This window comes from Altericroceibacterium spongiae (assembly GCF_003610805.1).
GTDB lineage: Bacteria > Pseudomonadota > Alphaproteobacteria > Sphingomonadales > Sphingomonadaceae > Altericroceibacterium > Altericroceibacterium spongiae.
On record NZ_RAPF01000003.1, the window covers coordinates 404,364 to 426,588 of the forward strand.

General features: G+C 54.5%; 23 protein-coding genes. 11 read left to right on the forward strand and 12 right to left on the reverse strand.

Annotated elements, in window-relative coordinates:
• Window positions 1-56: 56 nt before the first annotated feature.
• Window positions 57-2,345 carry a DNA topoisomerase IV subunit A gene (parC, locus tag D6851_RS07915; RefSeq protein ID WP_120324334.1) on the forward strand — a complete coding sequence of 763 codons (2,289 nt, stop codon included), beginning with the start codon at window positions 57-59 and terminating at the stop codon, window positions 2,343-2,345.
• 63 nt (window positions 2,346-2,408) lie between these two features.
• Here parC and D6851_RS07920 read toward each other — a convergent pair whose 3' ends face one another.
• The 7 genes from D6851_RS07920 to D6851_RS07950 form a co-directional block, all read right to left on the reverse strand.
• Window positions 2,409-2,999: a hypothetical protein gene (locus D6851_RS07920; protein ID WP_120324335.1), complete on the reverse strand. Its 591-nt coding sequence runs from the start codon at window positions 2,997-2,999 to the stop codon at window positions 2,409-2,411.
• Between the two features lie 246 nt (window positions 3,000-3,245).
• Window positions 3,246-4,649, reverse strand: a complete 1,404-nt coding sequence (locus D6851_RS07925; RefSeq protein WP_120324336.1) for a DEAD/DEAH box helicase — start codon at window positions 4,647-4,649, stop codon at window positions 3,246-3,248.
• Between the two features lie 301 nt (window positions 4,650-4,950).
• Entirely contained in the window at window positions 4,951-6,120 is a 1,170-nt protein-coding gene (locus D6851_RS07930; protein WP_120324337.1) for a CCA tRNA nucleotidyltransferase, read from the reverse strand.
• The gene (locus D6851_RS07935; protein ID WP_120324338.1) at window positions 6,113-6,715 is read right to left on the reverse strand and encodes a CoA pyrophosphatase; all 603 of its coding nucleotides are present in this window, start codon (window positions 6,713-6,715) and stop codon (window positions 6,113-6,115) included. The genes D6851_RS07930 and D6851_RS07935 overlap by 8 nt, the downstream gene beginning before the upstream one ends.
• Entirely contained in the window at window positions 6,712-7,263 is a 552-nt protein-coding gene (locus D6851_RS07940) for a DUF1285 domain-containing protein (protein WP_120324339.1), read from the reverse strand. The genes D6851_RS07935 and D6851_RS07940 overlap by 4 nt, the downstream gene beginning before the upstream one ends.
• 25 nt (window positions 7,264-7,288) lie before the next feature.
• Window positions 7,289-7,810, reverse strand: coding sequence for a GNAT family N-acetyltransferase (locus D6851_RS07945; protein ID WP_120324340.1), 522 nt, complete (start codon window positions 7,808-7,810; stop codon window positions 7,289-7,291).
• A gap of 81 nt (window positions 7,811-7,891) precedes the next feature.
• Window positions 7,892-9,052, reverse strand: a complete 1,161-nt coding sequence (locus D6851_RS07950) for a PQQ-dependent sugar dehydrogenase (RefSeq protein WP_120324341.1) — start codon at window positions 9,050-9,052, stop codon at window positions 7,892-7,894.
• On the opposite strand from D6851_RS07950, the gene D6851_RS07955 reads away from it, so the two are divergent.
• The 3 genes from D6851_RS07955 (at window position 9,051) to folP (ending at window position 12,111) form a co-directional block, all read left to right on the forward strand.
• On the forward strand, window positions 9,051-9,689 hold the full coding sequence (locus D6851_RS07955; protein WP_120324342.1) for a ribonuclease HII: 639 nt from the start codon (window positions 9,051-9,053) through the stop codon (window positions 9,687-9,689). The genes D6851_RS07950 and D6851_RS07955 overlap by 2 nt on opposite strands.
• A 194-nt stretch (window positions 9,690-9,883) precedes the next feature.
• Window positions 9,884-11,002 (forward strand): site-specific DNA-methyltransferase, encoded by a 1,119-nt coding sequence (locus tag D6851_RS07960; protein ID WP_120324343.1) that lies wholly within the window; start codon window positions 9,884-9,886, stop codon window positions 11,000-11,002.
• Window positions 11,002-12,111 carry a dihydropteroate synthase gene (gene folP, locus D6851_RS07965; RefSeq protein WP_120324344.1) on the forward strand — a complete coding sequence of 370 codons (1,110 nt, stop codon included), beginning with the start codon at window positions 11,002-11,004 and terminating at the stop codon, window positions 12,109-12,111. Before D6851_RS07960 ends, folP begins: the two co-directional genes overlap by 1 nt.
• Window positions 12,112-12,127: 16 nt before the next feature.
• On the opposite strand, the gene D6851_RS07970 is transcribed toward folP, so the two are convergent.
• Window positions 12,128-12,754 (reverse strand): hypothetical protein, encoded by a 627-nt coding sequence (locus tag D6851_RS07970; RefSeq protein ID WP_120324345.1) that lies wholly within the window; start codon window positions 12,752-12,754, stop codon window positions 12,128-12,130.
• A gap of 87 nt (window positions 12,755-12,841) precedes the next feature.
• Window positions 12,842-14,263, reverse strand: a complete 1,422-nt coding sequence (locus D6851_RS07975; protein ID WP_120324346.1) for a sigma-54-dependent transcriptional regulator — start codon at window positions 14,261-14,263, stop codon at window positions 12,842-12,844.
• Between the two features lie 139 nt (window positions 14,264-14,402).
• On the opposite strand from D6851_RS07975, the gene D6851_RS18195 reads away from it, so the two are divergent.
• The 5 genes from D6851_RS18195 (at window position 14,403) to D6851_RS07995 (ending at window position 18,034) form a co-directional block, all read left to right on the forward strand.
• Window positions 14,403-14,525, forward strand: a complete 123-nt coding sequence (locus D6851_RS18195) for a hypothetical protein (RefSeq protein ID WP_274379049.1) — start codon at window positions 14,403-14,405, stop codon at window positions 14,523-14,525.
• Window positions 14,526-14,808: 283 nt separating this feature from the next.
• Window positions 14,809-15,504: an aspartate/glutamate racemase family protein gene (locus D6851_RS07980; RefSeq protein WP_120324347.1), complete on the forward strand. Its 696-nt coding sequence runs from the start codon at window positions 14,809-14,811 to the stop codon at window positions 15,502-15,504.
• Between the two features lie 79 nt (window positions 15,505-15,583).
• A complete protein-coding gene (locus tag D6851_RS07985; RefSeq protein ID WP_120324348.1) occupies window positions 15,584-16,744 on the forward strand; it encodes a deoxyguanosinetriphosphate triphosphohydrolase in 1,161 nt (386 codons plus the stop codon).
• Window positions 16,737-17,420: an NAD(P)H-binding protein gene (locus D6851_RS07990; protein ID WP_120324349.1), complete on the forward strand. Its 684-nt coding sequence runs from the start codon at window positions 16,737-16,739 to the stop codon at window positions 17,418-17,420. The genes D6851_RS07985 and D6851_RS07990 overlap by 8 nt, the downstream gene beginning before the upstream one ends.
• A gap of 11 nt (window positions 17,421-17,431) precedes the next feature.
• A complete protein-coding gene (locus D6851_RS07995) occupies window positions 17,432-18,034 on the forward strand; it encodes a DUF938 domain-containing protein (RefSeq protein WP_120324350.1) in 603 nt (200 codons plus the stop codon).
• Window positions 18,035-18,096: 62 nt separating this feature from the next.
• Here the strand turns inward: D6851_RS07995 and D6851_RS18200 are convergent, their stop codons facing one another.
• Window positions 18,097-18,225 carry a hypothetical protein gene (locus D6851_RS18200; protein ID WP_274379050.1) on the reverse strand — a complete coding sequence of 43 codons (129 nt, stop codon included), beginning with the start codon at window positions 18,223-18,225 and terminating at the stop codon, window positions 18,097-18,099.
• A 63-nt stretch (window positions 18,226-18,288) separates the two neighbouring features.
• Window positions 18,289-19,194 carry a DMT family transporter gene (locus D6851_RS08000; protein WP_120324351.1) on the reverse strand — a complete coding sequence of 302 codons (906 nt, stop codon included), beginning with the start codon at window positions 19,192-19,194 and terminating at the stop codon, window positions 18,289-18,291.
• 103 nt (window positions 19,195-19,297) lie between these two features.
• On the opposite strand from D6851_RS08000, the gene D6851_RS08005 reads away from it, so the two are divergent.
• Entirely contained in the window at window positions 19,298-19,531 is a 234-nt protein-coding gene (locus D6851_RS08005) for a hypothetical protein (protein WP_120324352.1), read from the forward strand.
• A gap of 5 nt (window positions 19,532-19,536) precedes the next feature.
• On the opposite strand, the gene D6851_RS08010 is transcribed toward D6851_RS08005, so the two are convergent.
• Entirely contained in the window at window positions 19,537-21,054 is a 1,518-nt protein-coding gene (locus D6851_RS08010; RefSeq protein WP_120324353.1) for a TadA family conjugal transfer-associated ATPase, read from the reverse strand.
• Window positions 21,055-21,298: 244 nt separating this feature from the next.
• Between D6851_RS08010 and D6851_RS08015 the strand changes: the two genes are divergently transcribed.
• Complete coding sequence (locus D6851_RS08015) at window positions 21,299-22,198, forward strand: DMT family transporter (RefSeq protein ID WP_238473989.1); 900 nt, start codon at window positions 21,299-21,301, stop codon at window positions 22,196-22,198.
• The last annotated feature ends 27 nt before the right edge of the window (window positions 22,199-22,225 follow it).

Genomic DNA, 22,225 nt, shown 5'->3' on the forward strand with positions numbered 1-22,225 from the left:
GACAGGATGGCGTTCCGCTATGGGCTATGAGGCGTGGCGGTGATAGGACTGATTACATGGCAACAACCATTGATGACGATAAGGACCCATTCGACGCGATCGTCGATGCTCCTTTCGATAGCGCTCTGTCGGAGCGTTACCTCGTTTATGCGCTGTCCACGATTACGGCGCGCTCGCTGCCAGACCTGCGCGACGGTCTGAAACCGGTCCATCGCCGGCTGCTCTGGGCGATGCGTCAGATGAAACTCGATTATAACAGTGCTTATAAGAAATCAGCGCGTGTTGTCGGGGATGTGATCGGTAAATATCACCCCCATGGCGATACTGCTGTTTATGACGCGATGGTTCGTCTCGCGCAGGATTTTACCTTGCGCTATCCGCTGGTCGAAGGGCAGGGCAACTTCGGCAATATCGACGGTGATAATGCGGCCGCTTATCGTTATACCGAGTGTCGTCTGACGCGCACATCCATGACGTTGATGGCTGGCCTTGACGAAGGCACAGTCGACTTCATTCCTACCTATAATGGTGAAGAGCAGGAACCGGAGATATTTCCCGGCCTGTTTCCCAATCTTCTGGCGAATGGAGCCAGCGGGATTGCTGTGGGGATGGCGACATCGATACCGAGCCACAATGTTGCCGAAGTAATCGATGCGACTCTGGAACTGATCGACAATCCTCAGGTCGGGCACAGCCGACTGATGGAATTATTCCATGGTCCCGATTTTGCCACCGGCGGCCTGATCGTGGATAGTCCGGAAGCGATTTCCAAAGCTTATGAAACCGGGCGTGGGGCTTTTCATGTGCGCGGTAGGTTCCATGCTGCGGAAGCGGCCGGCGATGCCGATCGCGACGCCGGGATCGAGCGTCTGGGTGGCGGGCAATATCAGCTCGTCATCTCGGAGATCCCTTATATGGTGCAGAAGGGCAAATTGATCGAGCAGATTGCCCAGCTCATTGCCGATAAGAAATTGCCTATTCTGGAAGATGTGCGCGATGAAAGCGATGAACAGGTCCGCATCGTGCTGGTGCCGCGTAGCCGCAATGTCGATCCCGAACTGCTGAAGGAAAGCCTCTATAAGCTGACCGATCTCGAAAACCGCTTCAGCCTCAATCTGAATGTGCTCGACGCAACGCGCACGCCCATGGTGATGGGGCTGAAAGAACTGCTCACCCATTGGGTAAGCGCACAAATTGAAATTCTTCAGCGCCGGACACAGCATCGGCTCGACAGGATCGCCGCTCGCCTGGAGCTGCTTGAAGGCTATATTATTGCCTATCTCAACCTCGACCGGGTGATAGAGATCATCCGCAACGAGGATGAGCCTAAGCCGATCATGATGAAAGAATTCGAGCTGACCGACCGTCAGGCCGAAGCCATTCTGAACATGCGGCTGCGTAGCTTGCGCAAGCTTGAAGAAATGGCATTGCGCAAGGAAAGGGATGAGCTTCTTGCCGAGCGGGATGAGCTGGAAAAACTTCTGGACAGTCCGGCCCGGCAGCGGACCCGGTTAAAACGGGATCTGCGTGCGTTGCAGAAGGAATATGGCAGCGATACCGATATCGGCCGTCGCCGTACCACAATTGCCGAAGCGGCCCCGACTGTTGAATTCAGCATGGAAGCTATGATCGAAAAAGAACCGATCACGGTTATTTTGTCGGAGAAAGGCTGGATCAAGGCTGCCAAAGGCCACGTTGCGCTCGATGGTGATTTCAAGTTCAAGGAAGGCGATGGATTTGCTTTTGCGATCCATGCACAAACGACCGATAAGCTCCTGCTCGCTACCGATACGGGGCGGTTCTATACGCTGGGGGCTGACAAGTTGCCCGGTGCCCGCGGGTTTGGTGAACCGGTTCGCAACACACTCGACATTGAGGCCGAAGCCAGAATTATTGCGTTGATCGCGCACAAACCGAAGTCGCAAATTCTTCTGGCGAGCACGGCAGGTAAAGGGTTCGCGGCAGTGACCGATGAATTGCTGGCGGAAACCCGCAAGGGACGCCAGGTTGTTAATCTCAAGCCGAAAATGAAACTCGCTGTAGTGCATGAAATCGCGGATGAGCACGATCATGTTGCAGTGGTTGGCGATAATCGCAAGCTGGTAGTGTTCAGCCTGGAAGAACTGCCGGTGATGACGCGCGGGCAAGGCGTCACCTTACAGCGTTATCGCGATGGCGGATTGTCCGATGCGACCACTTTCAAACTGGAGGATGGATTAAGCTGGACGATGGGGGGTGAGACAGGGCGCACTCGCACTGAAGAAGAGGTCTGGCAATGGAAAGTGGCACGTGGTGCTGCAGGACGTTTGCCGCCGCGTGGCTTTCCCAAGGATAATCGTTTTTGATACGAAATAGGGGCCGGGTTGGGGGACCCGACCCCTTTCAGGGACTTGCTCAGGAGGAGAGCTTCAGCCTTCGCTCGAAGCGGCGGCCTGGTCCCCGATAGCCTGTTCGATTTGGGCAGCGGTTGCGCGGACCATCAGTGTGCCGCTGGCATCAACGGCGAAATATTCTTTTGGCAGAGTGACCGGGCCTTCGGAACGCTCAACCACAACATTTTCCCCTTCGATTGACTGGATTGTCCCTAAGGGCTGATTGTCTGCCGTTTGAACTGCCGCACCTTCTTTAAGAGCCTGATCGCGCTGAGCATTAACTTGCGCCATCTGCTCTTCGACCTTGGCTTCAAGTTCCGTCTTGGTAATATTCAAAGTAGGGCCACTGGCTCCTTCAGCGAAGATCTGTGTTGGAAGCGGAATCTGATGTGCACCGGTGTTAAGCGTGACGACGCTGCTGGTGGCGGATTCGATTGTTCCGATCACATTGCCGTCAGAGCCATAAACGGTAGCCCCGGCGGTCAGGTTCGGCGTAGCCGTTGATGCGGTAGGAGCCGCCGGGGTTTCACTGGTAGAGGGTGTATTTGGAGCTGCATCCTGTGCGTGCGCCATAGCGGGGGCAAGAGCAAGGGCTGCTGCCGTTGCGGTCATTTGGGTAAACTTCATACCAAATTCCTTGTTCAACTTCAGTGCCTTACTGCGCGATCAAAGCCTCTGGAATATGAGGCAGAGACCTGTTGAATGCAGTGGCGTGACTACTAAACAGAAATGTTGGTTGCTGTTTCCTGAAAGGAAGGGAAAGCCGGGTAAAGCGTGCTATCCCTTCCATGAAGCGATATTTCAGTCTGAACAGTTACCTGGCATGGCCCGTGCAACGCGGGACGGAATGCCTTCCGTTACCCATGCTATCGCTTATCGCGATCCAGCGCTTTGATTGCGAGATGCCTGACGTTTCTGGCCGCTATTCTGGCTGGCATTTTGGCCCGCATTACGGCCTTTGCTATTATTCTTGCGTGGTTTGCCGTCACCGCGTGGCTTGGCCGAAATCTGGGCCTTCGGGCGCCGTGGCGGGCGCTGGCCACGTGGCTTGCGGGTTTCTGCGCCAGAGGATTCCGCACGTTCTGCCCCTGCGGGTTTACGCGAAGGCTTGGGAAGAGCCGCTGCCTGCTCGTTAAAATTAGCCGGCAGAGGAACGGAGCTTAACTGAACTCCGATGACACGCTGAATATCGCGCAAATAAGCTTTTTCGTCGGGAGACACATAGCTAATCGCCATGCCATCCCGTCCCGCGCGTGCGGTGCGGCCGATACGATGAACATATTGTTCGGGCACGTTGGGCAATTCGAAATTGAACACGGCGCTGACTCCCGGCACGTCAATTCCGCGCGCAGCAATATCCGTGGCGACTAAAACGGGCACTCTTCCTTCACGGAAGCCGTCAAGCGCGCGGGTGCGCTGTGCCTGTGTCTTGTTGCCATGAATGGCTGCAGCAACGATATTGGCAGCCGAAAGGTGTCGGACCAGACGATCTGCTCCATGCTTTGTGCGGGTAAAGACCAGACAGCGTTCGATCTCGCCACTTTCGATACCCTTGCGCAGAGAGATGGTAAGAAGCGCGGTTTTTTCCTTCTGATCGATGAAGGTCACATATTGATCCACCCGCTCTGCGGTGGTCGATTGTGGGGCGATTTCGACGCGCACCGGATTATTGATGAAGCGTTTACCGAGATCGGCAATGGCTTTGGGCATTGTGGCCGAAAAGAACAGGCTTTGCCGTTCCTTGGGAAGAAGATTGGCAATGCGAGTAAGAGGTTTGATGAAGCCGAGATCCATCATTTGATCGGCTTCGTCGAGCACGAAGATCTCCACATGACGCAAGGTTAGCGCCCGCTGATCGATCAGATCCAGCAGGCGGCCGGGGGTGGCGACCAGCACGTCGCAACCCGGCACGAGTTTCTTGGCTTGCTTGCCCACCGGCACACCGCCAAATACGCATTGCACGGAGAGATCGAGAAAACGCGCATAATGTCGCATATTTTCAGCGATCTGTGCAGCCAGCTCGCGTGTCGGAGACAGAACCAGCATGCGACATCCCGCCGGATGTCGACCTGTGGTTTCGGATGCGAGGCGGTGAAGGGACGGGAGTGAAAAAGCCGCTGTTTTGCCGGTTCCCGTCTGCGCTATACCCAGCAGATCACGGCCTTCCAGCAAAGAAGGGATGGCCTTGCGCTGGATTGGCGTGGGCTCTGAATAGCCCTTGCTGTTCAAAGCGCGCAAAATTGGTTCGGCAAGACCGAGTTCTTCAAAATACGACATGCAAATTCCTTATTCAGCGCCAATCGAACCTGATGGCCCGGACGCATGGGGTCGATCAGGCGACCCAGGCGTGAAAAGGGAAGCTTGCAGAGCTTTCCGCACATTGAATTGCTGTACTCATCCCATGAGGACGGGGCTCACGCTCACAATTCATTACGCATATCTTTATGCGCCGGAAGCGTTGCGCAAATAGGCTTGTTATGAAGGAAAGGCAATAAGGAAGACGAATACAACCTAATCAACACCTCTGGGACCGGTGCTTTGGAGCCGCGGTGGTATTCTCGGATGTTCGCTGAGGCAGTTAGGCCAGTTCTTCTTCAAGAATGGCTTGTACCCGTCTACGGTCTGGAAAACCCTCTTCCACCCAGCGATTTTGGACACTCTGAAGAATTCGCGCTACCTCCGGCCCGGCTGCCACACCACGCTGAACGATTTCACCGCCTTTGAGCGGAAATTGCGGAATGTCCCAATTTTTCAGAACCTCACAATCCGCACCGAGAAGCAGCAGGCGATCGATCGCGCAATCTCGTCCATGGCGATAGGCCAGGGCGCGTGGATTTTGCGCATCGTCGGTTTGGCGCTGTGCGATGCAGATTAGCCGTTTACGTTGTTCCCGAGAGAGGCGCAGGCGCGATCCGAGCATTTCGGCTGCCTTGCGTTCGGGAGGGAGCAGCGCGCCCAAGCGGCGCAGCGCAGCGGCAGGGATGGTGTTCTCGCGCTCTGCATCTATCAGTCTGTCGAAAGTGGTAAGTTCCATTTTGCCTGTTTCAGGTAATATAACACTCAATACGCCTTGCGCGAACATGCGGCGGATTGTGACGGAGGGATCGGGCAGACGCAGTAAACTGAGCAATTCCATCGCTACACGCTCCCGGCTCAGTCCTTTCAATGTTTGGGCCAGCTCGGTGCAGGCTTCTTCCGCTTCCTTATCGAGCTCGCTGCCGAAACGGGCCTGAAAACGATAATAGCGCAGGATCCGCAGATGATCCTCGCGAATGCGCTGGCGGGCATCGCCGATGAACCGTATCCGGCGTTGTTCCAGATCCTTCAATCCGCCGAAATAATCCGAGATTTCCCTTGTTTCAGGGTGGGCATAAAGTGCGTTTATGGTGAAATCGCGACGAGCAGCATCGTCCGCCCATTCGCTGGCAAAAGTGACTGTTGCACGCCGCCCGTCAGTGGCTACATCCTTGCGCAAAGTTGTGATCTCGACATTGCCAAGTGGCATAACAGCGGTAATGGTTCCATGTTCGATGCCCGTAGGGACCGCTCGAATACCGGCTGCTTTGAGATGGGCTAAAACATCCTCCGGCAAGAGCGTTGTAGCGCAATCGACATCTTCCACTTCGCTCCTCAGTAAAGTGTCGCGCACAGCGCCGCCGACATAGCGGATACGGTCTGGGCCAAGGCATGCAACCAGTTCGGCCAGATCGTGCCTTTGCGTCCAGTCGGCAGCGGGTAGTCTAGTCATTGAGCAGTTCTTCCCAGGCAAGGCGCCGCGAAAGATTCGCGATGATTGCTGCGGTTACGCCCCAGATACGATGCCCCTGCCAGTTGATTTCGAGATAATGGCGGTTGAGTCCACGAAACATGCCGTGCTTTTCGACATGATTGGCAGGATTAAAAATGAAATCCAAAGGTGCTTCGAACCATTCGGATACTTCGCGCGGATTCGGTGCCAGTGGAAGATCCGGGGGGACCAGGCCTAAAACTGGTGTGACGTCGAATCCCGAACCGGTGATGAAACGGTCGCTCGCTCCTATCACCGTGACGTCCTGCGGATTGATGGACAATTCTTCTTGGGCCTCTCGCAAAGCAGCTTCGATCGAATCTTCTCCGGGATCAAGTTTCCCTCCGGGAAAAGCAACCTGTCCCGGATGCGAGCGCATATGATCTGCGCGGTGAGTGAAGAGAATACCGGGCTTAGGGCGATTGGTTACTCCGATCAGAACGGCCGCCGGACGCAGCCTTTCGGGTGCGAATTTTCGATCCGAACGAAGATCGGAAATCTCTATGCCATGCCCTTCATCGAACAGGCGCTGCAAGCGCTGAAGCAAGGTGCTCATTTCGGTTGCAGTGAAAAGTGCGCGCCCATACTGGTCACGCTGAGATCGTCGCTTCGGTCAAGTGCCCAATGGGCCAGTTCCAGCCAGGTCGAACGGTTAAGCCGTGCCTCGCATCCATGGCGGACAGCAAGGTATATTGCGGGACAGTCGGGATCACCCTCAGCTCGTAGGGGATTCTCCGGTCCGGCAATTACAAATTCGTCCGTATTCAGACGAAAGGCCAAAGCGCTGTCCTTATGCTCCATCTGCACAGCGAGAAACGGTGCATCTTCCACGTCGATATGCTGGCGGCATTGCGGCGTGACGAGATAGTAGCGGCTATCTGCCGCGTCATGCATCAGTAATGAGGAAAAGGCCCGTATCATCGCGGAACGCCGGATAGGGCTACCCTCGTGATACCAGGTGCCGTCAGCGGATATCCGCATTTTGCTGTCGATCACTTCACCGGGATGCCATTGATCGACCGGCGGCAGACGCCGGGCCGCCACTGCTTCGGCAATGTCGAGCAGGGATAATTTCGCAAGATCGTCTGGCAAGTCGTAAGGCATCGTTTATTTGCGATGCCAGATCACCTCATCGACGCCAAGGGCCAAGCACCCCTTCATGTGGTAAAATCAGAGGATTGGTGCATTGAACCAGCAAACGATCCGGGTTCCACGGACCGGGCAGAGTCCAGCCACCAGTATGCTCGGCAGAGAAGCCAAATAACCGACCATAATAGTCATGATCACCGATCAGCACGAGCGGCAAAGGCGCTTCTGCGTTCATCGAGCCCATCATTCCCAGCATCAGTGCCTGACCAAAGCCTTCGCCCTGTCTTTCGGGCACCACGGCCACCGGCCCAACCATCAGCATGGGATGCGCGCGGCCCTGAGTATCCGTCAATGCAACTGGCCAGACCTGAATCGTGCCGACCAGATATCCTTCATCGTCCAGCGCGGCAAAGCTAAGCCCGGGTAACCAGTCCATACCTTCGCGTATCTTATAGGCCGTTCGCTCATGACGATCTTCACCGAAAGCGCGATCGAGCAATTGCTCGATCAGAACGGGATCGATATTTTCGAGCGGAATCAGTGTGGGTTCGACTTTGGCCATTATGGCGCGCGCCGATACGCCCACCTTGTGCTTAAGGCAATGAAATTGATTCTGACGCTTGGAAAACGTGCGTTGTGGGCACTATTTTGCAGGGGTCAGGTGAAGCAGCCGGCCATCTTCGCCATCTTCGATTACCCAAAGTGATCCGTCTTTCGTTTCGATGATATCTCGCAGACGATTGTCGAAGCTATAGCGGGCCAGTTCTTTTGCATTATCGGGATCTTGAACTGAAATGCGACTGATCGATTTGGTTTTGAGATTGGCGATCAGCGCTTCTCCTTCCCAGTCCCGCCACAGCTTGCCGCTGTAGAAAATGAAATCGCCCGGAGCGATAACCGGAGTCCAGCTTATCGCAGCCTTCTGCAGATCGGGCCGGGTCGACGGATCGGGAATCGGTTTGCCATCATAATGGTCGCCTCCCGAAACCAGAGGCCAGCCGTAATTCTTGCCCTTTTGAACTAGATTCAGTTCGTCTCCACCTGCGGGGCCATGTTCAAGATCCCACAATTGCCCGGCAGAATCGAATTGCAATCCCAATACATTGCGATGCCCGTAAGACCATATCTGCGCTGAAACCCCGCCTTTATCGGCAAAAGGATTGTCGGGGGCTGGAGAGCCATCAGGTAACAGGCGGACAATCGTACCCAGATTGTTGGAAATATCCTGAGCCGGTTCCTGTTTCTGTCGCTCCCCGGAAGAGATGAAGAGATAGCGTCCATCAGGCGAGAAAGCGATGCGATGGGAATAGTGGCCGCGTCCTGTAACTTTAGGTGTTTGCCGCCAGATCACTGTCAGCTTGTCGATTGCGCAGCTATCAGGCTGCTCACAGACCAGCTTGCCACGCCCCACGACTGCACCGCGCGTATCTCTATCGCCGGCCTCGGCCCAACTGAGGTAGATCAGGCCCGTCTGTTCGTAATCGGGAGCGAAGGCAAAATCACCCAGGCCACCCTGACCTCCATAATCGACTTCTGGAACACCCTGCTCGACTGAGCCCAAGCGATTGTTAGAGGGATCGAAAAATTGGATATTTCCCCCGCGCTCGGTGATGAAGAGACGTCCGCTGCCAGGTTCCAGTGCAAGCGCCCAGGGTTCAGCAAATTGTCCTTTGGTTTCGATGCTGAAAGGCTCGGTTTCATAAGATTGCCCAGTCTCTGTCTTGCGATTGCTGGCTTCGCTACAGCTTGCCATACTGAAGGCAGCGGTGAATAGGAGGGCTGAAACAAGGCGTAGTTTGGTCATGCTCTCAGGAACTCCCTATCAGCAATTTGGTCTCGACTTTCCCGATGACGGTGTCGTGTTCGGCGTCGACGAAGCCGGGCGCGGGCCATTAGCCGGGCCTGTTGTCGCTGCTGCCGTTCTTTTGTGCAAGCCTCGTCCGTCGGGTCTCGATGATTCGAAAAAGCTTTCCGAATCAAAGCGGGCGATACTCGAAGAGAAAATCAGACGGCGCTGCGCTTTCGGCATCGGTGTCGTGGGTCCCGAAGAGATAGACCGGCTCAATATTTTCGGTGCGACCATGCTGGCGATGACACTAGCTGTCGCGCGTCTATGCGATGTAGTGCAATGCGAACCTTCTGAAGTGCTGATCGATGGCAATACTACACCGCATGGGCGCCAGCGCGACTGGCGTTGGAAGGCTAAGGCTATCGTGGGTGGCGATGGACGTGAACCGGTTATCGGTGCAGCTTCTATCCTTGCTAAGGAATATCGAGACCGAATCATGCGTGATGCGGCCAGAACCTATCCGTCTTATGGTTGGGACCGAAACAAGGGATACGGAACCAAAGACCATATGAAGGCTCTGAGGTTGCACGGGCCGACGCCCTTGCATCGACGGAGTTTCGCGCCAGTGGCTCAACTCGACTTGTTTGGTTAACAAAGAGTCTTTCCCGTCACACCCCTATATATCGAGTCGTCTACCCTTGGCGGGACTCAATATGCTGTAAAGGACTCCTTTCGTTCTCATTCGCAAATATCTAAAAGTAAGCGACTCGCCAGAATCTCAGGGCTTGACGGGAAGGCCTGTTGGACTCATGCCTGTGGATAAATCACAAGGGGCATGACAGTCGCATGGGCGTTCTTACCAAAATTCGTGAAGTAACAGCAGAACCGGAAGTCTCACTGCCGGTAGGGCAGATTTTGAGTGGCGACTGTATCGAAGCAATGCGTTCGCTGCCCGATGCGAGCGTGGATCTGGTCTTTGCCGACCCGCCATATAATTTGCAGCTGGGCGGCGATCTGAATCGTCCTGATGGCAGTCATGTCGATGCGGTGACTGACGATTGGGACCGCTTTGACAGCTTTGCTGCCTATGACCGGTTTACACGGGACTGGCTCGCTGAAGCGCGCCGGGTTTTGAAGCCAGACGGCGCCCTGTGGGTGATTGGTTCTTACCACAATATCTATCGTGTAGGGGCTATTCTGCAGGATATTGGTTTCTGGTTGCTCAACGATATTGTCTGGCGCAAATCCAATCCCATGCCCAATTTTCGTGGCACGCGTTTCACCAATGCCCATGAAACACTGCTTTGGGCTTCCATGGGAGAAAAAGCGCGATACCAGTTCAATTATACGGCCATGAAAACGCTGAATGACGAGTTGCAAATGCGTTCCGACTGGGTAATTCCGATTTGCAGCGGTGGAGAGCGTCTTAAGCGGGATGGGCACAAGGTCCATCCGACACAGAAGCCTGAAGCACTGCTCTATCGTGTGTTGCTTGCCACGACCGAAAAGGGCGATGTTGTACTCGATCCGTTTTTCGGCACGGGTACAACTGGTGCAGTTGCCAAGCGTCTCGGGCGGCAATGGATCGGATGCGAACGTGATGCGGCTTACCGCGAGGCAGCCTGGGATCGAATTGAAAGCGCTTTGCCACTCGATGAAAGTTCGCTGACTACCATGCAGAGCCGCAAGAATGCGCCCCGTGTGGCTTTCGGTTCGTTGGTGGAAGCTGGGTTCATTGCACCGGGAACCGAACTGTTCGATAAAAAAAGGCGCTTTTCAGCCAAGGTTCGTGCAGATGGCTCACTGGAAAGTGGCGTGGAGAAGGGATCGATTCACGGTGTCGGTAAAGTGCTGCAAAATGCGCCGAGTTGTAATGGCTGGACCTTCTGGCATCTGGAGCATGAAGGAGCCGTGAAGCCGCTTGATGCCTTGCGTCAGCTTTATCTCCTCACCATTGAGGATTAATGCAAAGAGTTTATATTCGGCCCATCGGTTTTACCGCCAGCCCGCAAAGCGAAAATGGAAATGCCGTCCGTATTGCTGGCGGCATGGTTTATGCGTATCGGTTCGCCATTACCCTGCGGGAGGATGGCGAACTGGTACGGCGTGAAGTTGTGTCAGCGGATGGCATAACAGCGGCGCTTGGCGGACTCCCGGATGGGATGAGAGCTGAAGCGGAGACGCAATGGTCGAATCTGCGTAAGGTTCATTCTCCGATCACCTGTGGAGAGCGGTTCATACGGCTCGATCAGCCGCAGATTATGGGTATTTTGAACGTTACGCCCGATAGTTTTTCTGATGGTGGTCAATATCTCGATGCACCTGAGGCTATGCGGGATCGTGCCGCTGCGATGCTCGAAGCGGGTGCAGCAATTATTGACGTTGGAGGAGAATCGACCCGTCCTGGCGCTGATACTGTCTGGGAAGGAGAAGAAATTGAGCGGGTTGTCCCTGCGGTACAAACTTGTGCGGCTATGGGGGCTGCCATTAGTGTCGACACGCGTCGTCCGGCTGTGATGGAGGCGGCCATTGATGCCGGAGCGGATATTATCAACGATGTTTCCGCATTAACTCACGATCCCCGCAGTCTTGCTTATGCTGCATCGAGTGGCCGTCCGGTCGTGTTAATGCATGCACCGGGATCAGGTGCTAATCTTCATGCAAATGCTACCTACCACGATGTGGTAAGTGAGGTATTCGAATGGCTTCGAGAGAGGCGCGATGCTGCGCTTGAAGCAGGTATTGCTGCTGAGAAGATCATTCTCGATCCAGGGTTGGGATTCGGTAAGAGTCTGACGGAAAATCTTGCTCTGATGAATGCGCTTGCCCTATTCCATGCGTTAGGGCACCCGGTGCTGCTCGGCGTTAGCCGCAAACGGATGATTGGCGCTCTTTCACATGAAGCTCCTGCAGATAAGCGCCTTGCGGGATCTTTAACACTTGCCCAAGCAGGTATGGATGCCGGCGTGCAACTGTTGCGTGTGCATGATGTTACCGAGACGGTACAGGCGCGTGATGTATGGCGGGGCCTGCGTGATGCGGCCATTACGGATTTCTCCGAGGTTCCTGAATAAACCGGTTGGCGTCAGCTTATTCGGGTTTCAGGCTCCTGATTGTTTCTGCAATAGCGCGTGAACCGGCATCGTTGGTGCGGGAAAAACGACGGGCAATCAGCAAAGTGCGTCCATCAACAGGAATGAACCGATATTCGGTGCCACTCCCTTCGGCAGATGCAGTGAAAGCAAAACCGGTCTGCCCCATCAGATTTGTTCTGCGCAATTCATCTTCGGGAATCGTGGCACTTGTGAAAGCATCCCGGTAAAAAGGCAGCGGCCGTTCCAGCATAGCCATCTCTAAGCCGATTTCATGTTCAGCGTCGCAAAGTTGGGTCTGCCTGCTGTTCCCATAGATGCAATTTTCATTGCCGAGCATAGCTGCCCGGCTTGCGGGCAGTAATTTAATGCCCCAGATACTTTCATCATAAGCAGGAGGAACCGGAATTTCTATTTCCGCCGGTACCAGTCTCTGGCGGTCGAATTTATATGTGACAGGACCGATTGTCCCAAACCCCATATCGGGCCGTCCGGCCAGATCGCTGACGCCGGCAATATTGTCTTTATCGGAATTGGTTTGCGTCCCGATATTCTGGCTTTCCGAATTGCATGCAGAAACAGCCAGACATACGCCTATACACACTGCACGAGGAAACGGTTTCATATCGTCACAAAGGTCTGAAGCGGCAACGCGTTCCAAACGGTTGGATCACTGATCCGATTTGAAACACATATTGCGATGAACTGTGGGTCAAGCGGCGTTATCGATCCCGAGATCGGAGAGCTTGCGATAAAGAGTGGAGCGACCGATACCAAGGCGGCGCGCCACCTCGGTCATTCGGCCGCGATAATGGCCGATGGCGAGCCGTATAACATCTGCTTCGATTTCTTCTAGCGGGCGCAGATGACCATCCTCGGTATAGAGCATAATGCCAACGCCTTCCTGGCTTGGTTTATGCGCACTCTCTTCTTGCTCGCCCAGCATTCGGCTGAGTTGCGGAAAGTCTTGAGCAGTGAGGACATCACCGTCGCAAAAAACAGCGGCGCGGAATAAGACTGCCTGCAATTGCCGGACATTGCCCGGCCAGTCGAATGCTGCAAGCAATTGCAGTGCACTATCGGAAATACTCAAGGGTCGCAGGCCGGGCTGTTCGCCAATCCGATGCAGGAAGTGTCGAGTCAGTGCAGAGATATCGCCTGATCTTTCGCGCAACGGCGGCAAGATCACTTTGGTGTGAGAGAGTAATTCGTACAGGTCCTGTCGGAAATGGCCTGCATTCACCAATTCTTCCAGTGGCAGGTTACTAGCTGCAATAATGCGCACATCTACCCGGAAGGAGTGACGGGCGCCGATGGGGCGTATCTGATTATTAGTTAGCGCTTCGGCGAGCCGCTCCTGCAAATCTGGAGTCAGGCGATCTACCTCATCAAGTACTAAAGTTCCACCATCGTAATTTTCGAATGTCCCCGTCTGGCGTTGAAAAGCACCGGGAAAGGCACCTTTCTCATGCCCGAATAAGATAGATTCCAGAGAGTTGGCCGGCGCACCGGTAATATTAATGAGCTTGAACGGCATTTTGGTGCGAGGACTCGCAGCGTGAATTGCGCGTGAGAGCATTTCCTTGCCGGTGCCGCTTTCCCCCTCGATCAAAATCGAGCCATGGCCGCGTGCTGCCTTAGCTGCCTTGGCCAGCGCGTCGCGGAAAGGTGGTGCAGTCCCGATCATGGCATCGAAATCGAGCTCAGCGGGCATTTTTTCGGTCAGTGGCGTTAATTCGTCACGTCGGGTGTCGGGTGTCGCTGCGCTTCGCAGGGCCTGCATCAGCCGATCAGGCGAAGCCGGTTTGACGAGATAGTCGGTTGCGCCTGCGCGCATAGCCTCCACCGCCAGCAGCGGAGAGGTGCTGGTTGTCAGCATCAAAAGCGGCAGAGCCGGGCGATTGGTCTTAATTTCTGAAATGAGATCACAGGCATTATCACCTGGGACGCCCTGATCGAGGATGACAGCGGAAATCTGCATGCCCTGTTTGGTGCTGAAACTAGTCAGCGCAGATTTCGAGTCTTTAACCACCATGACACGCCAGCCTTCTCGGCCCGCCAAAGCCGTGATGAGGCGGGTTTGTGCCGGATCGCTATCGATCAGCATAAGTAAGCGGTGGTCGGTTTCGGCCATAGGGTAAGCTATTCCAATTTTTTCCTATAAAAGCGATTTAGGCGCTTGCGGTAAAGAGGGGATTAAGCTTTCTCTTGAGGGTTGAGTGAAAAGATGTTGCCCGATAGACTCATCAAGATGCTCATTATCAAAGGGATAAATGATGTCCGCGAATGATATGGATGCTGCAGTAAAGACGTATGACGCGTTTGTCGGTGTGCTTAAATGGGCCGTGCCGACCATTGCTGTTTTGGTTTTTGTGGTAGTGCTTCTGGTCGCCTAAGCGATTCTTTTCCTGTCCAAATGCGATTCTTGTTTTCAGGAGCATTAATTCGTCGCCCACAGACAGGATTTGTGTCGCGGTCCGGTTAATATGTGGTGGTGAACTGACTGGCCGCGATTGAAACGCTTCCGTGTATTTATGGCTGGTAAAACACTGGAAGAAAAGTTTGCCGAGATGTCCGGCTGGACGACAAAGTGTCATTACCGATAGACAGAGGAAAAGGCCGGATTTTCCGAACAGGTATTATGACGTCGGTCAGGCGAAGTAGCGAAGGAATTGTGCATTGCGTAAGCTGGGTCTGATTGGTGGAATGAGCTGGGTCTCCACCGGTACTTATTACACTCATATCAATCAGATCGTGCAGGCCAGAAAGGATCGGCGTTCCAGTGCACCATTACTGATTGAGAGTCTGGATTTCTCTCGACTCTATGCGATGGAATCGGATCAGGACTGGGAGAACGCAGCCGGTATTCTGACGGATTCAGCAAAACGCTTGGAGCAGGCAGGGGCAGAAGCTTTAATCATTGGAGCCAATTCCATGCACCGCGTTTATGATCGCATATGCGACGCAGTTGAGGTTCCGATCTTTCATATAGCCGATTGCGTTGGGGAAAGGATGAAGGCGGATGGCATTACCAATTCTGCCTTGATTGGCTCCAGTAATGTCATGACCGAGAGTTTCTTTCGTGAGAGGCTGGTGGCTCATGGTATAGATCTGGCGCCACCGAATCTCGAGAATCTCGAGCAGCTTGATCGTATCATTTATGAAGAACTGATGATCGGTAAAGTGACGCGCGATGCTGAGAGGCAGCTCAAGACGATGATTACTGTGAAAGAGCAGGAAGGCATCGAATCTATTGTGCTTGCCTGCACGGAACTGGAACAGATTGTTGATGTCGATGCTAATGTTCTGCCGATCTATGACAGTACACGCATCCATGCGGAAAAGGCAGCCGAGTGGCTTCTGGCCAGTGATTGATTTTCTCTGATGGCCGGTGTGGCTGCTGGGTTTCAAGTCTGGCATTGCCAAGCCGTCACCCAGCCTTTAGCGAACACGCATGAGTTCAGCGCCTTATGCCGCCGATCCTTCTCGCTCCCGCGGAAGGGAATTTCCTGAAAAACGGGGTGGAGCGCGCGGTCCGCGCAGCGAGTTTCAGCGTGACCGGGACCGGATTATTCATTCTATTGCGTTCCGGCGACTAGCGGGGAAAACGCAGGTTTTTATAGCCCCTGATGGCGATCATTATCGTGTGCGCCTTACCCATAGTCTTGAAGTCGCCCAGATTGGCCGCGTTATTGCGCGAACGCTGTGCCTTGATGAAGATCTCACTGAAGCTCTGTGTCTCGCTCACGATATCGGTCATCCTCCTTTTGGCCATGCTGGGGAGGATGCGCTCAATGAAGCAACAATAGATTTTGGCGGCTTTGATCACAATGCGCATTGTTTGCGAACATTGATGCGGCTTGAACGGCCTTATTGCGATCATGTCGGACTCAATCTCACATGGGAATTGTTGGAAGGTCTCGCGAAGCATAATGGACCGGTAAAACAGCCTGGGTGGGCGCTGGCTGAGCTGGACCGGGACTTTCCGCTTGAATTGCAGGAATGGAGCTCTCTCGAAGGGCAGGTGGCCGCGCTGGCGGATGACATAGCTTACGATAATCACGACATCGATGACGGGTTGCGGGCGGGTTTTCTCGAACTCGATCAGCTATTGGCACTCGATTTCGTTGCTGATCAGTGGCGCGATGTCGAAAGGCGTTTTCCGGATGCCCCGCGTGATACGCAACTGCGTGAACTGGTGCGCGGTCAGATCGGCCTCATGGTTAATGACCTAATTACACAGACTCGTCGTAATCTCGATGGACAGAACACGATATCAGACATTCGTGAAGCCGGTCGGCAGCTGGCCTGCTTCTCTCCTGAAATGGCAGTACAGGAGAGGCAGCTCAAGGCTTTCATGTATGAAAATCTGTATTATCATTCTGAGCAGCTGGCAACATCGCAACGCGCGAAAGATGTGATTGGCGGTCTCTTCGGTGCCTATCATGCCGATTCTTCGTTAATGCCAGCCGACTGGTCGAATAATGCTCCTGAACACGAGCCGGGTCGTAGCCGCCACATTCTTGATTTTATTGCAGGAATGACGGATCGGTATGCAATGAACCAATATGGAAAAATATTCGGCAAGACGCCGGAAGGGCTGTCAAATGTCTGACAGACCGCGCGTTTTGCTGGTCGGAGCCACTGGTCTGATCGGTAGATGCGTTATTTACGCTTTGTTGCAGCGTAATGAGTGGAATCTAGCAGCCCTGTGTCGGCGAGAAGCCCCATTGCCGAAGGGGGTACATATGGAAATGCGAATAGCCGATCCACTCCAATGGCCTGAAGTAATAGCCCGCACAGCACCCGATAGTATCATCTGCGCGTTAGGGACTACATGGACAAAAGCCGGGCGGAGTGAAGCGGAATTTCGCTCGGTCGATCAGGATATGGTTTTGAATGTCGCGAAAGCTGCCTGTGCTGCAGGGGCGCGGCAGTTTATCGTCATTTCCTCGGCTGGAGCGGATGCCCGGAGCAAAAATTTCTATTTGCGTGTAAAAGGTGAAGTGGAACAAACATTAAATCGCTTAAACTTTCAAAGGATTGACTGTATTCGTCCCGGTCTGTTGCGAGGCGCAAGAAGCCCCGAACGTCGTTTTGGCGAGAGGCTGGCCATAAGTTTGAGTCCTTTAAGCGATTTGTTCTGTCGAGGATTTGCACGCCGCTATCATTCGATAAAAGGTGAGCAAGTTGCCCACGCTGCTCTGCAACTGACTTGCGAGAAGGAAGCAGGTCGTTTCGTTCATGAGTATGATGCCATTTGCCGTCAGGCTCGAAATTTTGAAAAGTAAGAGATTCTGTCATGAAGAGGAACGCACCTGCTGTAGCTCGCAACAGGGAACCGCTTACTGCCATTCTGGCAGAAGAACTGCCCGACAGTGGAATGGTGCTGGAAGTTGCGAGCGGGACAGGTGAGCACGCCGTCTACTTTGCCGAGAGATTCCCAGAGCTTCATTGGCAACCAAGTGATCCGGATGCTGGAGCACGCGCTTCGATTGTTGCGTGGCAGAAGGAAAGCGAACTGGCCAACCTGGCATTACCGATTGCACTGGATGCCGGAGAAGAGGAATGGCCGGAATGCGCTCTGTCGGCCATGCTCTGCATTAATATGGTTCATATCAGCCGTTGGGCCGCGAGTGAGGGGCTCATGAAAGCGGCGGGGCGGCTGTTGCCACAAGGCGCTCCTCTTATTTTGTATGGCCCGTATCTTGAACCCGATGTAGAAACGGCACGCTCTAATCTGGAATTCGACGCCTCACTCAAGGCGCGGAACATGGAATGGGGATTGCGGCCTATCGGAGCAATGGATCGCCTGGCAGAACGAAATGGGCTGGAACGCACGAGAAGGGTGGCTATGCCAGCTAATAATTTGACCCTCATCTATCGTAAGCAGGGCACGAAATAGAAAGGCCTGCCGGCATTCATCATGCGCAGCAGACCTTTTCTATTATCGTGCTTGTTTAGCGCTCAGGTGGCATCATCAACGGAGTTCGCTGCGGATTCGAGATCCGCCCCGGCTCCCCGCACAGTATTGCAGGCGGTCGCCGTCAGGGCCATGAGGCCGGCTGTTACAGCCAGAATGATTTTACGCGACATGATCGAGATCCTTCGTCTGCTATTATCAGAAGAAAAACTGTCTTCAACGATTTAGGTTCCGCTTCAGGAAGATCTGGTGCGACGTCCGACTCGTGCCAGAAAGTGTTCACGCCACGCGATAACCATGCCAGCTGCGATGATCAGGGGGGCGCCGATCCAGGTGCTGGCCGGAGGCAGGGTTTGCCAGATCAACCAGCCATAGATTGTGGCCCAGAAAAGTGCGGAATAGTCCATCACGATGACGCTGGCGACCTTGCCGAAGCGCAGTGCAGAGGTGAGCAATATCTGGCCTGTCGTCCCTGAAATGCCGATACCGAGCAGAAGCAGCCATTCGAAAGTGCTGTGTTTCGTAAAGACGAAAAATAGCGGAAAAATCATAGCCACACTGCTGAATGTTGCAAACCAGAAGACGATGGTAAGCGGTTTTTCGGTCTTGTTGAGATCGGCGATCTGAATGGAGATCAACGCGACCATAAAAGCACCTGCGAGGGCCACAGCGGCACCAACGAGGGGCAGATGGCTTCCACCCGGCTGCGCAATGATGAGTACACCGGCAAAGCCGAAGATGACGGCAGCCCAACGGTAGAGGCCGATTTTTTCCTTGAGCAGAAGCATGGAAAGAATCACGGCCCAGATCGGCGCAGTGAAGCTCATCGTCGTCGCCTCGGCGAGCGGGAGCAGCATCACACCGCCGAAATTGAGCATCATGCCGATCAGACCGTAAACCGCGCGGCGGGCATGCTTCCCCGGATGGCTGGTAGCGAGGGCTGAAACCCCTGTTGTGGGAATGAGCCAGAGGAGAATGATCGGCAAAGCGATGAATTGCCGCCAGAACAGGATTTCCAGCAGATTGATATGATGTTCGCCCGCGACTTTGATGAGGGCTGACATCGTGGCCAGCGCGGCAATGGCGCCGAGCCGGATTATCAGGGCCAGAACCGGCCGATCACGGTTTTCGGAAAGGGTCATTAGGCTTTCCCTTAGGCAGAACAGGCAGGCAATCAAGCGCTGAGATGAATTGTCTCGTCAGCAAGACTTGCCGCATAGATAGCAAGCCGCCATATCGCCGAGCATGCCGCACGAACCGGACTTTCTGCTCTTTGCCAGCGATGCCACATTGCTGGCCGTATGGGGCGGGGCTTGCCTGTTTGTTGCCTTGATTGCGATGCTGGCTGAATGGCGCCGGCACAGACGCAAGGTGATCGACGCGGTGGGTTGGATGCCTTGGACTACGATCTTCGTTCTGATGGCCTTTTTAGGCACGGCCCTGCTGACGATGGCAGTAAAGAGCTGGTTCGCTCCCTGATGCGATCAGAGACAGGCTTCGAGATAGGCCTGATCGAAACCGAACTGGCGGGCTTTTTCGAGTGTGTAGGGGCGCAGGCCGGAAGACCGGAATTCGCCGATGATCTTCCCTTCCTCATCTTCATCGAGATATTCGAACTTGAAGAGTTCCTGCGTCACGATCACGTCGCCTTCCATGCCGATCACTTCGGTAATGTTGGTGGTGCGGCGCGAACCGTCGCGCAGGCGCTTGACCTGTACGATCAGATCGACACTTTCGGCAATCTGGCGGCTGATGGCTTCCTTGGGTATCTTAATATCCCCCATCATGATCATATTTTCCATACGTCCGAGGCATTCGCGCGGAGAGTTGGCGTGGAGCGTGCACATCGATCCGTCATGCCCTGTATTCATCGCAGCGAGCAGATCGAAACATTCTGCACCACGGATTTCTCCCAGAATAATCCGGTCCGGACGCATACGCAGCGCATTTTTCACCAGGTCGCCAATGGTGATTTCACCTTGTCCTTCGAGATTGGGCGGGCGGGTTTCGAGTGGCAGCCAGTGCGGCTGCTGAAGGCGCAGCTCGGCTGCGTCCTCAATCGTTAGCACGCGTTCCCCCGGATCGATCATCTTGGACAGAGCATTGAGCATCGTCGTTTTGCCAGAACCGGTCCCGCCCGAAATCACCACATTCATCCGGCAGGCTCCGGCAATCTTGAGCGCGGTGCACATTTTATCATCCATCGAGCCGAAACCCATCAGCATATCGAGCGTAATCGGCTTCTCGGAAAACTTGCGGATCGAAATGGCCGTGCCACGCAAGCTGAGCGGCGGGACAATGACATTTACACGGCTGCCATCTTTAAGGCGGGCATCGGCAAGCGGCGTGGTCTGATCTACCCGGCGACCTACCTGGTTGACGATACGCTGAGCAATCTGGAACAGGTGCTGTTCATCCCGGAAGCGAATGGGCGCGAGCTGCAACTTGCCCTTGCGCTCGACATAGGTCTGGTCCGGGCCATTGACCATGATGTCGGTGACATCAGGATCTTGCAGCAATTCCTCCAGCGGACCGAAACCAAGCAATTCATCGATCAGCACTTTTTCGAGTGCGAACTGTTCACGCCGGTTGAGCGTGATTTTCAGCTCGGTAAGCACTTCCATGATGATAGGCCGGAATTCTTCGGACAATTCCTCCTTGGAAAGTGTGGAAGCGGCTTCGGGATCGACTCTTTCGAGGAGACGGGGAAGAACCTGTTCTTTGATTCGGTGAACACTGGCTTCAAATCCACCGATTTCAGCGACACTTTCATCGGCCGCGTTGGCGCGCTCGGCCAGACGGGATAAAGCATCATTTACGGCAGGCGCCTGGTGAGGCTCACTTCCTGCGGCTCCGGGGCCACCGGGTGTCAGAGGGTCGCTTTCAGGCCGTTTTTCGCGTGATCCGGATGCAGGTTCCTTCATTGGTCGGGCAATGCCGAAATTCGGTCGCGAAGCCGGCTTTACCGTGCCTGTGCCGTTCTTGCGTCCGAAACCGTTCATTCACTCAAATCCTGATTGTTTCCAAGCTATTCAGCCATAAATATATGGCGTTCCTCTTTGAACGGTATGGCTTATATTCTCCTGAACAAAAGGGTGAATAAGGCAGAAACTTTGAAAGTTCCCTAATTTACCGTCATTTCAACTCAAGGGACAGGCAAGGCTTGTCGCGCTTGCGAATATGGTTAGGTCTGCCCAGTGAACCCTTTCCGCCAAGTGGGTCGGGCGTGGCAGAAAATAGAGGACAATGATGGCGCAACACTCCGAACGGGCCGGGCTGCTTTATGTGCTGGCCGGTTTTTCCCTGCTTGCAGTGGGTGATGCGATCATCAAGGGAATGGCCGGTATGTGGCCGCCAACCGCCATGGCTGCCACGCGATATGCTCTGGCGGCTATCGGAATGTCGGCTGTTCTGGTGCATCGCGAAGGGTGGAATGCGATATTGCATATGCCGCGCCCCGGGATGCAATGGCTGAGAGGTGGCGGCGTTGCTGTGGGAAGCATCGCTATATTTGCTGCCGTATGGGTGATGCCTCTGGGCGAAGCCATTACGATTACCTTTACACAACCCATGCTCACAGCTTTGCTGGCGGCATTGTGTCTGGGAGAGAGACTGCGCAAACCTGCCATCATTGCAACTCTTGTGGCTTTTACAGGGGTGGTCATTGTGCTGCGGCCCAACTTTCTCGTTCTCGGCATGGCCGCTTTGCTGCCGCTCGCTTCCGCTTTGGGAATGGCGGTACTGATCACCACCAATCGTGCCACAGCAGGTGCAGCAGGCACTTTTGCCATGCAGGTCTATCTCTCTATCACAGCTTCTGTCTTACTGATCGGCGCAACGCTGATCGGCCATTTCAGCGGATTGCCCGCGCTGCACATGCACTGGCCGGCCTGGCATGTCTTTGCCCGCTGCGCCTTTATCGCCTGCAGTGCGACAACAGCGCATCTGTTCATTTATCTCGGAACTACCAGGGCGGGCGCTGCGGCGGTTGCTCCGATGACTTATGGACAGCTTCTGACTGCTGTTCTGCTCGGCTGGATCTTCTTTGGCGATGTTCCCGATGCGCTGAGTTTACTCGGTGCAACTCTGATCGTTGGAGCTGGGCTCTATCTCTGGTGGAGCGGACGGCATAGCAAGAATAGCTGAGCTATGCCGGTTTCACCTGACATGCTA